This is a genomic window from Micromonospora sp. NPDC005087 (assembly GCF_042872965.1).
Classification (GTDB): domain Bacteria; phylum Actinomycetota; class Actinomycetes; order Mycobacteriales; family Micromonosporaceae; genus Micromonospora.
On sequence record NZ_JBIALB010000011.1, the window covers coordinates 247,823 to 259,098 of the forward strand.

Consider the following 11,276-nt stretch of genomic DNA (forward strand, 5'->3'; position numbering starts at 1 on the left):
CCTCGCCGCCGTCAGCGGCGGGGCCGGCCGGTCAGGTGGGTCAGCGAGCGGGCGACCAGGTCGTCGCGGGCTGCCGGCGCCAGGCCCTCCAGCCCGAAGCCCAGGTACACGGTGTCCGCGGTGACCACCGCCGAGCCCTCCTCGAACGCCTGCTGGCTGCGCGACCAGTCGTTGGCGTTACCACCGGAGCCGGCCGGTGGGCCGGCCACCGTCCAGTCGCCCAGGTCGGCCGACTCGAACGAGGTCTCCGCCACGGCGGACCCGTCGACCAGAACTGGGGCGTCGTCCAGGAAGACTCCGAGACCCTGGGTGCCCCAGTCCGAGGCGTACGAGATCGACAGCTCGACCTGTTTGCCGGCGTAGCCGGACAGGTCGACCACGAACTCCTTCCAGCCGCCCGAGGCACCGGTCGCCGCGTTCCAGCTGCCGGTGCTCCCGGTCGGCGAGCAATCCGCCCCCTGGTAGTGCGTGATGAACGGGTGCAGCTCGTCCCAGCCGCTGGCGCAGCTGTCCCCGGTGACCGTGCCCGTCTTGCCGTTGGCGTCCGGCAGGGTGGTCCAGGTGTCGGTGCCCACCTCGTGCGCCTCGACGAAGAGGAAGTCCCAGTTCTCCTCCAGGTCGTACGAGGTGAAGAAGCGCAGCTCGCCGCTGCTCGCCCCGGTCAGGTCCACGGTGCGGGTGAGCCGCTTGTACGACTCGTCCGCCTGGCCGCTGTACAAGTACCACTCCCCGGTGCGCGGGTCGAACGGTGCGCTGCCCGGGCGGGTCCAGCCCACCGGCGCGGAGCTGGCGAACTGGGGGAACTGATCCGGCGGCAGGAACGTCGAGGTGGTCAGGAACGACGCGGTGTGGTCCTGGTTCCCCGCCGACCCGGGGGCGTTGAGCTGCCCGCTGAACCCGGTGAACCCGGGGCCGTCACCGGCGACCGGGTACGGCTCGCCCTCCGGCGAGGTGCCGCCGTCGCTCACGTAGGTGAAGGCGCCCAGCCAGTACTGCTGGAAGTCGTTCAGCAGCGGCAGGCAGGTGGCGTCCTCGGCGTCGGTGCACTCCGCCGGCGCGTCCGGGTGGTACACGTACGAGCCGTTGGCGCCCTGCGCGAACAGTGCGTACTTGCCGCTGACCAGCAACTTCCCGCCCTCGTTGAGGTAGTCCCGGACGGCCAGCTCGGTGTCCAGTGCGGCCCGGGCCGTGGTGCCGGCGACCTGGCCGGGGGAGCGCAGGATCACGTCGTCCCCGGTCTCCCACACGACCGTCCGGTAGTGCGACAGCACGCCCAGCGGGTGCGGCGCCTTGCGCCCCATCGCGTCGAAGTCGTAGACATCGCTGCTGTGGCCGGCCCGGGTCAGCGACGCGGCGATCTCGTCGGCGTACTTCGCAGTGCCGCCGGTCTGCGCCGGGCTGAGCCCGGTCACGTCCTCCACCGCGAGGACCAGCACGTCGCCGCCGATGTCGCCGTGCACCCGGTAGGTGAAGCGTTCACTGGCCACCGGGCCTCCGCGGGGCTTCACCCCGGTGAACCACACCTCAACCCGGTCACCCGGCTTTGTGCCGGTGACCGTGCCGCGCAGCTCGGCGTAGTAGTCGTCGCCGACGTCGCCGTACCGCTCGCCGCCGCGCCACTCACGAACCTTGCTGGTCTTCGGCCGGCCCCCGTTGACCACGTAGTGCATCCGGACGTCCTTCAGCGCTCGCCGCGTGATCGAGGCGACCTGCTGGCTGCGCCCGTACGACGTGTCGAAGGTGTCCACCACGAAGTCCGGTGTGCTGCGGCCGACCACCGACACCGGGTCGTCCGGGTTGCCCGCCGAGCTCGCCACTGCCAGCGCGAACGGCAGGTTCTTGGCCACCTCACCGGCGATCAGGCCCTCGTCGTCCGGGAAGATGAAGTCGCTGACGCAGTCCTCCGGGCGCCACTCGTCGTCCGGGTCGACCGCCGAGGCGGACTCACAGGTCGACATCTCCGGCGTGAAGCCCAGCGTCCCGTAGCGCACCGAGGCGTGGCTGTCGGTGTCGCCGTTGGTGGTGTACAGCTCGGCGGAGATGTCCGGGTCGTAGCCGGGCACCGCCGGGTGGGCGTCGTCACCGGCCATCGCCTGGTAGATCACGTCGTCCGGCGTGGGGGTGCTTACCTGCCAGCCCACGCCGTAGAGCAGCAGTTGGGCCGCGGAGTGGTAGTTGACGAAGAACTCGAAGCCGACCCGCTGGAAGAGCCGGTCCAGTGCCTTGGTCTCCGGCTCCGAGTTGGGCGCCGGGCCACGGTAGGTGTCGCTGTTCGGCTCGGGTGACGAGCCCTCGTTGTCGTACCCCCACTTGTAGCTGAAGTTGCGGTTGAGGTCGACCCCGTCGGCGGTGGTGATCTGCCCGTCCCGGTCGTTGTCGCGCAGGTTCTTGCGCCACAGCCGGTTGCCGGGGGTGAAGGTGTAGTCGTAGCCGTCCGGGTTGGCCACCGGCAGGAACCACAGCTCGGTCCGGTCCAGCAGCCGGGTGATCGCCGGATCGCTGCCGTAGTTGTCCAGCACGTGGTGCATCAGCCGGCGGGTCATCTCCGGCGTGATCCACTCCCGGGCGTGCTGGGCGCTGCCGTAGAGCACCGCCGGACGGCGGCCGTCCGGCACCGTCCGGGCGTTCTTGGTGACCTTGACCGCGAGGATCGGCTTACCCTGTTGGGTCCGGCCGATCGTCTCGACCTTGGCCAGCCCCGGGTGGCGCGCGGCGGTGGCGATGATCTCGTCGCGGAGGCCGCCGGGCTCGCTGTAGGAGCGGAACGCTGACCAGCCGGCCGCCGCCTGCTCCCGCAGCGCCTGGGAGGCGTCCTTGCCGCGCACCTTCTTGATCGAAAGGGGGACGCCCTGGCCGGCCAGTCGCTTCGCCTGCCGACGGCTGAGCACCGTCTCGACCGTCGTGCGGCCGGTCGAGTCCGTCTTCGCGTCGTGGCCGAGGTCGACCCCCGCCGCGCGCAGTTGATCCCGCTGTTTCGCGTCGACCGTGCCGACGTACACCTCCAGGCCGTCGCGGGCGCCCGGATCGGACGGCGGCCGCGCTGGCCGGTGGGGTCAGTGCCAGTGCGCCGAGCAGGGTGACCACGCTGGCGAACGCCAGTCGTCTCGGTCTCATCGCGCCTCCTTGGGTGAAGGACCTGTAGGCGCGAGCCTTCGAGCCGGCGTGATCGATGTCAATAGGTCGATCGGGGCGAGGCGGCTTACCGTGCCGATCCGGCTGCCCCGGTGATGGCCGGGTGGACGGTTCGGCGTACTCCGATCGGAGGATGTTCGGCGATCGGGCGAGCCCCTGTGTCGGAAGCGGCTACGGTCGGACCGGCATATTCGGACAAAAGACGGAGTCCGGCTGGTTCGCCGCCCGACCGTCGGGCACCGAGGACGTCTACAAGATCTACGCCGAGTCGTTCCAGGGCCCGGAGCGCCTGGCCCGGATCCAGCAGGAGGCGAAGGACCTCGTCTCCGAGGTGCTCAAGCAGGCCTGAGCCGCCGCCGTCCGGCGGCCCGGTCAGCGCGGCGGGGGGAGTTCCCGGCGGTTGAGCTGCCGGAGCAGGTTCTCGGGAAGCATCTCGCGCAGTTGTTCGGGGAGCAGCGGGAGATCCAGCAGGCTCAGCTTGAGCTGGTTGCGCTCCTGGTAGCGGCGCGGGTCCAGGCGGACCACCAGGCCGGCGTCCCGGCGGTAGCGCACCTGCACCGCGCGTACAGGGTGAGGGACGCCAGCGCGGCGCCCGTCATCCCCCAGATCGGGAATGGCGAATCCGTAGAGTTCCGCGGCGCCTACGGCGCTGGCTGCGCCGATGATCGCGGCGGTCCGGCTCCATCCGCCGCCGAGCAGCGCCCGGGCGGCCACTCAGTACGGGGCGAGGCAGATCTCCGCGACGAGCAGCGGGAAGAGGAGAGTCCCGCCTACTACCACGGGCCGGACGTGTCTGTGCCGCAGCGGCGGGACCGGCTCAAGGTCGTGCCGTACACGGTGGACGACCCGGCGATCATGCAGCGGGTGGTCGACCTCGGCGCCGACGGGATCAGCACCGACAACCCGGATCTGCTGGTCAGCGTCGTGATCCGCAACGGTCTGCGTTGACGGCAATCCCACCCGGCCGCGGCGCCGCCGCTCACGGCGGCGGCGGGGCGGGGGTGTCGGCCGACCGGCTCTTGGGCACCAGCGGGGCCGAAAGTAGCTGGCCCGGCTGGTCACAGAGCGCGGCGAACCGTGTGATCAGCTTCTCCGGTTCTTCGGCGGGGTCGAGGGAATTGACTTCGATGGGGTCGAGCGCGGGCACGGTGACGTGCGAGATCAGTGGATGCAGCGGCCGGACGTCGGCCTCGCCGGCGCCGAAGAGCTCCTCGTGGAGTTTCTCCCCGGGCCGCAGCCCGGTGTAGACGATCTTGGAGGGGCCGGGGGCCTGGGCCGCGAGTTGCCGGGCGACATCGTCGATGCGAACGGGCTTGCCCATGTCGAGTACGAGCGCCTCGCCGTCCCGGCCGATCGCGGCGGCCTGGAGCACCAGGTGCACCGCCTCCTGGATCGTCATCAAGTAGCGGGTCACCTCGGGGTGGGTGACCGTGATCGGCAGCCCGGCCTCGATCTGCGCCCGGAACGCGGTGACCACGGACCCGCGGCTGCCCAGCACGTTGCCGAAGCGGACGCTGAGGAAGGTCCCGGGGAAGTTGGCCGCTGCGTACGCGGTGAGCCGTTCCGTGATCCGCTTTGAGTGCCCGAGCACGCTGATCGGGTTCGCCGCCTTGTCGGTGGAGATGTTGACGAACTTCGCCACCCCACGACACGCCTCGAGGACCGCGAGGGTGCCCCACACGTTGGTCTGCACGGCCTCACCGGGGTGTTGTTGCAGCAGAGGCAGATGCTTGAGCGCGGCGGTGTGGAAGACGATGTCCGGGCGGCGTTCCGTCATGATGCGAGCGAGCCTTTCGGCGTCACGCACGTCGGCGAGGATCAGCTCGGACGTATCCAGGAGCGCCCGGCCGGACAGCGACAGTTGCAGGCTGTGCAGTGCGGACTCGTCGCGGTCGAGCATCAACAGCTCGCTGGGGTTTGCGCGGGCGATCTGCCGGCAGAGCTCCGATCCGATCGAGCCGCCGGCGCCGGTCACCAGGATCCGGCGGCCGGCGAGTCCCGTGTCGGCGCACTTGATGTCTGCAACGACGTGCCGGCGGCCGAGCAGGTCGTTGATGTCCACGTCGCGTACGTCGGCCACGCTGATCCGGTGATCGACCAGTTCGCGTACGGGGGGAAGAACCTTGAAGGCGGCCCCGGCCGCCAGGGTGGCGGTACGGACCTCGCAGATCAGTCCGGCGTCGGCGTTGGCCACCGAGAAGATGAGGGTGGCCGCCCCGGTCCGGGCGACCGCGGTGGCGATGTCCCGGCGCCCGCCGAGCATCGGTACGCCGTCGATGCGCATCTGTTGCTTCTCCGGGTCGTCGTCCAGCAACCCGACCGGCAGGTACCGGCCGCGGGGGTCGCTCACCATCGCGCGCAGCAGGGCTTGCCCGGCCGAGCCCAACCCGAAGAGCACTACCGGAGTCGCGGAACGGCTACTCGGCCGCAGGGCGCGGTCGCGGCGACGACGGTACGCCGTCCGGATGGACAGCATGATGAGCAGGGCCACCGCGGCGCCCATCGGCGGGGTGCTGGCAGGTACCGGCCGCTCCGTCACGGAGAGAACGGCGGCCAGCAGCATGATCGCCGCAGTGCAGGCGGCCGTGCCGGCCAACGCTCGGACCTCGTGCAGGCTGCCGATCGGGTGTCGCCCCCAGTACCGGCGCCGGAGCAAGGCCATGGTGGAATGCAGCGCGGCGGCGATCAGCCCGGCGCCGAGGGTCCGGGTGATCTGGCCGGTGGTGAGGTCGAATTCGTATCTGGTCCAGGCTGCTACGGTGAATCCGCCGATCCAGGCCGCGGTATCGCTGGCGAGCAGTGCCGCGGTGCGGCGCTGGACCTCCTTCCGCCGGTCGGTTGCGTGGGTGTGGGTCGGCGCGGCTGCGCTGGGCTGCATCGATGGCTCCCTGGTGCTGGTTTGCTACACCTGGCGGGTACTAGGCCTCTTCGTCAGGTAAGAACTATTTAGCCCGCTTTCAGGGCTAGTTGTGATGTATTCGCAGTCGTTAGCTCTTTAGATCCGTTTTACGCCGCATGCCGCGCAGAGGCCGTAGCCCGGGGCACGGGGATGCGGTACCCGGTCAGCGCCCAACTCCCGGTCGCGTGCGCGGCGTAGAGTTCCGCGCCGCGAGGCATGGCCCGGTCGAGGATGGTTCGGACCACCTCGGCGACTCCCGGCTGGCGCGGAACATCAGCCCGAGCCGGATGCTGCTCATTACGAGATCACCCAACCGGCCCCGGTCCGGGGGGTCAGGGTCGGCCCATGCCGCGGTACTCCCAGCCGGCCTCGATCCATAGTGCCGGGTCGAGGCAGTTGCGGCCGTCGATGATGCGGCGGTTGGTGACGAGTGTGCCGAGGGCGTGGGGGTCGGCGTTGCGGAAGTCGGCCCATTCGGTTAGGACGCAGACGAGGTCGGCGTCGCGGACGGCGTCGGTCATGGTGGGTGCGTAGGTGAGGTCGGGTTGTGCGCGGCGGGCGTTGTGCATGCCTTGGGGGTCGTAGACGTGCACGTATGCGCCGGCTTTGGCCAGCAGGGCGGCGACGGCCAGGGAGGGGGCGTCGCGCACGTCGTCGGAGTTGGGTTTGAATGTGGCGCCGAGTACGGCGATGCGGGTACCGGACAGATCGGGGCCAGCGGGGCCGCAGCGGCAGGCGAGCAGGTCGGCGGCGAGTTGCAGGACGCGGGTGCGTCGGCGTTGGTTGATCAGGTCGACTTCGTGGAGGAAGCGGAGGGCTTCGCCAGCGCCGAGTTCCTGGGCGCGGGCTTGGAAGGCACGGATGTCCTTGGGGAGGCAGCCTCCGCCGAAGCCGACGCCAGCTTGCAGGAAACGGTTGCCGATGCGGGGGTCGTAGCCGATGGCGCGGGCGAGTTGGGTGACGTCGCCGCCGGCGACTTCGCAGACCTCGGCCATGGCGTTGATGAACGAGACTTTGGTGGCGAGGAAGGCGTTGGCGGCGACTTTGACCAGCTCTGCGGTGGCGAAGTCGGTGACCACGACGGGGAGTTCGCGGTCTTCGGTGGCGGCCAGGTCGAGCACGCCCTTGTGGGCGGCGTAGAGCATGCTGCTGGCCCACTCGCTGTTGACGCCGGCGACTATGCGATTGGGTCGCAGGACGTCTTCGACGGCGCAGCCTTCCTGGAGGAACTCAGGGCTCCAGGCCACCTCGACGCCCAGTTCGGCGGGGGCGTGTTTCCCGACGAGTTGTTCGACCCATTCGGCGGTGCCGACCGGCACGGTGGATTTTCCGACGATGAGCGCCTTGCGGGTCAGGTGCCGTGCCAGGCCGCTGACCACGGCTTCGATATAGGACAGGTCGGCGCCCACGCCGTCAACGCGTTGTGGGGTGCCCACGCAGATGAAGTGCACGTCGCCGAACTCGGCGGTCTGTGCCAGGTTGGTGCAGAACCTTAGCCGCCCGGCGGCAAGGTTGCGTTTGAGTAGTTCGTCCAGGCCGGGCTCATGGAACGGCACCTCGCCATCGGTCAGTCTGGCGATCTTGTCGATGTCGACGTCAAAGCCGAGCACCTCGTAGCCCATCTCAGCGAAGCAGATCGCGTACGTCGTGCCGAGGTATCCGGTGCCGAGGAAGGCCAACCGGGGACGCGGGGCACCCGACGGCGGGGTGACTGCCGCCCTATCGGGGTCGGCCAGCGGCGTGGGGCGCTGGTTGGTCACGGTCAGGCCTCCGTGGCAGGCGTTGTTGGGTCCGCGCCCCAGTGATGTGCTGGGGCGTACGGCTGTGGTGGGTGATATCTGAGGCTCCAATGAGGTGCGCTTCGGCTGATCCGGTAGCGACAGCGCTGCATGTCCGTCCTGGGCAGAGGTCCTAGCGCAGGGCCTTCGATGAGTCGGCCGCTGTCGGCTACGACGCTCAGCGGGCCGCGATCCTGTTCCGCACCGCTCTGCGCGCCGGTCGCCGGTCGCCGTCAACCGCATCGAGCAGCACCCGTTCGAGGCGGCGGAACTGGAAGTCGGTCAGCTGCATCTGCGCTCCCTGTGAGCTCTCTCGTGGCTACGTTCACCCGGCGGTGCGCCACGTTGGGTCTTCCGAACCGCGGGGGCCTGGCCGAACGTGGGCAATACATACTTAGCCACCGCGATCAGGATGAGACGCTTGTTTCACGTTTTTCGGTTGAAAGTCCACCATGGAGACCGGCCGTGACGGTGGCTCCCGCGGTGCGAGCGGACCCGCCGGCCGCCGGAACGCAATCGGCTGCACGTCTTCGCCGCGGCATCGCGTGGGACCCCGGACTCCGATGCGTTGCGGCTCTTGCGCGCCGATTTCAAATTTCCTACGGGCAGGGCGGCCGCGTGTCCCAGTGCTGATTCGGTCGTTGACCGAGGTGCAGCCGTGGGGGGGAGCCCGGCCCGGCTGCCTTCACGTCCGTAGACGCCGCGGGTCCTGCGCGACTCCCGGCCGCCGATGTCGCTGGCGGCCGAACTTCGCCCCGTCGCCACCGCGATGGGGCGTCTGTCGAGAGAGTGGTAGTTACGTGATTCTGGACAGCACACTGGGGGCGTCGCAGGGACGGGGGACGGCGCCGCAGCGGCGACGTGTGGCCCTCGTCACATCTGGTTTCCGTACTGGGGGCGGGGTACCCGCCGTCGCCCGGTGGCTAGCCGCCAACCTCGCGGCGACCGCTGCGTACGTGGTCGACATCCACGACCTGGCGACCTCCAGCCGTGATCCGTCGAGTCGCCGCCTGCTGGCCCCGACGTCCTGGACGCGGTCGAGCCTGTTGAGGCTGGACGTCGAGGACCCCGCGGTGCGCCACTGGGGCGCGAACGCCGTCGAGGTGGAGGCCATGCGCTACCGGCCCCGACGTGAGCTGACCTCCGCGCTGCGCGGCTACGACCTGGTCCAGGTGGTCTCCGGCTCACCGGCCTTGGCGGCCGCCGCGTTGCCCGCCGGAGTTCCGGTCGCGATGCAAGTGGCGAGTCCAGTCGTTTGGGAGCGCGCATCCCGCCTGGCCGCCTGGCCCATGCCGGTGCGCCGCTGGCGTCAGCTCATGACCAGCGTCACCACCCGGATCGAGCGAGTGGCGTTGCGTGCTGCCGACGCCGTGCTCGTCGAGAACGCCGCGATGCTGGATTACGTGATGTCACTTGGGCAGCGGCACGTGGTCAAGGCACCGCCGGGGGTGGACACCGACAGGTTCTCGCCGGCGCCGTCCGGCTGGCGTGGCGACGGCCACCTGCTGTCTGTGTGCCGGTTGGGCGAGCCACGCAAGGGCCTCGACCTGATGATCCGCGCCTACGCGCGCATGGTGGCGGCGGACGCCGCTGTCCCACCCCTGGTGCTCGCCGGCCGGGGCACTCCGGCGCCGATCATCCACGCCCTGGTGCGGCAACTCGGGCTGGAGTCCCGGGTCACCGTCCGTTCCGACGTCGCCCTCACCGAACTGGTCGAGTTGTACCGGACCGCCTCGGTCTTTCTCCAGACGTCCCATGAGGAGGGCCTGGGCATATCGGTGTTGGAGGCGATGGCGTGCGGCCTCCCGGTGGTATCGACCGACACCCACGGTGCCCGGGAGACGATCGTCGACGGGGTCACCGGCTGGCTCGTGCCGCTGGCCAAGCTCGACGACGTGCCGGATCTGTTCGCTGAGCGGGTCCTGGCCGTGCTGGCCGGGCAGGGGCGGGAGTTGGGCATCAACGGCCGGAGCCGGTGCGTGGCGCAGTTCTCCTCCCGGGCCGCCATCGATCGGTTCATCGCCGTCTACGACGGGCTGCTCGGGCCGTCGTCAACCACGCCGCTTCCGGCCGGGCACGGACGGCAGGACTGAGATGACGGAACCGGCCACGACGGCCACGGTGACCAAGTCCCAGTCACTGCCGCTCGCGCTTCTGCAGTGCTATCCAGTCACCACGCTGCTCCTGGCGCCCTATGCCGTTCTGATCGTTCCGATGGCAGTGATCAACCACAACCCCGGGACCGGGTTCATCCTGGGGCTGCTGGCGCTGGCGATGGCGGGTGCGACACTGGTGGAGACCGCGGCGCTGCTGATCTGGCGCCGGAAGACCTGGCGTCAGGAAACAATCTCCACCCGGACGGACCATCCGAAAATCTTTCTGATCGCCCGGCTGGTCGCGATCGGCAGCATGATCGCCGATGTCGCCGGGACGATGGCTGGGCGGGGCACCATCTTCACTCAGGTGTCCGGCACGGTCGCGGCGTCCCCCGTGGCCAGCGCCAGCGCGCTCGTGGCGGGCTGGAAGTACGTCGCGTTCGCGCTGCTCCTATCCAGTTTCCTGACCGGACGCGCCCGTCGCGGAGCCTTCTACCGCTGGACGCTGGCGCTCATCGGAGTGCAGGTCTGCCTGGTGTTCCTCACCGCGATATCAGCGCCGCTCATCGGCTACCTGACGTTCGTCTTTGCCGCGGGGTTGATACTTGGTGCCATCAGGTTTCGCTACGTCGTCGTGGCCGTGGCGGTGCTCTTCCTCGTTTGGCCGACGATCTTCAACGCTCGGAACGAGATCCGGGTCGCGAACGGCATCGCTGTCTCCGACAACTCCGCCATCGACCGGCTGCGGTTCGATACCCAGCTCACCCGGGCCAGCGGCTTTGAGGTTCCCGTTGACGTCGGTCAGCCACGAATTGCAAACTTTCCCCGGTACGGCCTCGTGCCGAGGATCGTGGACCGGGAGCGGCCACTCATCTCCACCGGAGCGAAGATCAATCAACATCTCGGTGGCAGCGCCACGTCCTCATTCAACTTCCTCACGCTGGGGACCGTGTATTTCCTCGACGGACCGGTCGGGGTCGTCATTTACTATGGGTTGTGGGCACTTGTGGTCGCCAGCCTGCTTTCGGTGGGACGAGGACCGGGACCCGTCCGGCTCTGTCTATTATGCCTGGTCATCGCCGGTCCCCTGGTCTGGGTAAGTACCTACCCCGACACGGTGATCGGGCTGCTCCAGCACACCGTATCGGCATCCCCCGTGTTCTTGGCGATCATGCTGTCCAAACGCGAGAAGAACACAGGGCGGCATCCAGCACCCGCACTCGATCCGCACCTGGCACTTCGCGTCTGACATCGCCGACCGGATCCGAGATGCCAGTGACGTGATCTCAACAAGAATCCGGTAGGTATCGGTATTCGAAATGGGTGAGGTGGAGAGCGGCGCGGACGATGTCGCCGACCTGCCGTGGGCTG

General features: G+C 69.3%; 5 protein-coding genes and 3 pseudogenes. 4 read left to right on the plus strand and 4 right to left on the minus strand.

The features are described from left to right. Nucleotides 1-11 precede the first annotated feature (11 nt). Nucleotides 12-3,114: pseudogene (locus ACFYPS_RS24865) on the minus strand (M14 family zinc carboxypeptidase). Nucleotides 3,115-3,334: 220 nt separating this feature from the next. On the opposite strand from ACFYPS_RS24865, the pseudogene ACFYPS_RS24870 reads away from it, so the two are divergent. After that, nucleotides 3,335-3,481 (plus strand): annotated as a pseudogene (locus ACFYPS_RS24870) (hypothetical protein); the annotation flags it as partial. A gap of 23 nt (nt 3,482-3,504) precedes the next feature. Here ACFYPS_RS24870 and ACFYPS_RS24875 read toward each other — a convergent pair. Continuing rightward, nucleotides 3,505-3,693: pseudogene (locus tag ACFYPS_RS24875) on the minus strand (NAD(+) kinase); the annotation flags it as partial. A gap of 9 nt (nt 3,694-3,702) precedes the next feature. Here ACFYPS_RS24875 and ACFYPS_RS24880 point away from each other — a divergent pair. Next, nucleotides 3,703-4,080 (plus strand): glycerophosphodiester phosphodiesterase family protein, encoded by a 378-nt coding sequence (locus ACFYPS_RS24880; RefSeq protein WP_354965923.1) that lies wholly within the window; start codon nt 3,703-3,705, stop codon nt 4,078-4,080. A 31-nt stretch (nt 4,081-4,111) separates the two neighbouring features. On the opposite strand, the gene ACFYPS_RS24885 is transcribed toward ACFYPS_RS24880, so the two are convergent. Both ACFYPS_RS24885 and ACFYPS_RS24890 read right to left on the minus strand, forming a co-directional pair. Continuing rightward, a complete protein-coding gene (locus tag ACFYPS_RS24885) occupies nt 4,112-6,010 on the minus strand; it encodes a nucleoside-diphosphate sugar epimerase/dehydratase (protein ID WP_354965922.1) in 1,899 nt (632 codons plus the stop codon). A gap of 353 nt (nt 6,011-6,363) precedes the next feature. Next, nucleotides 6,364-7,710 (minus strand): UDP-glucose/GDP-mannose dehydrogenase family protein, encoded by a 1,347-nt coding sequence (locus tag ACFYPS_RS24890; protein ID WP_354965921.1) that lies wholly within the window; start codon nt 7,708-7,710, stop codon nt 6,364-6,366. 1,055 nt (nt 7,711-8,765) lie between these two features. Between ACFYPS_RS24890 and ACFYPS_RS24895 the strand changes: the two genes are divergently transcribed. Beyond that, complete coding sequence (locus tag ACFYPS_RS24895) at nt 8,766-9,902, plus strand: glycosyltransferase (protein ID WP_354965920.1); 1,137 nt, start codon at nt 8,766-8,768, stop codon at nt 9,900-9,902. 28 nt (nt 9,903-9,930) lie between these two features. Then, a complete protein-coding gene (locus ACFYPS_RS24900) occupies nt 9,931-11,154 on the plus strand; it encodes a hypothetical protein (protein WP_387327223.1) in 1,224 nt (407 codons plus the stop codon). The last annotated feature ends 122 nt before the right edge of the window (nt 11,155-11,276 follow it).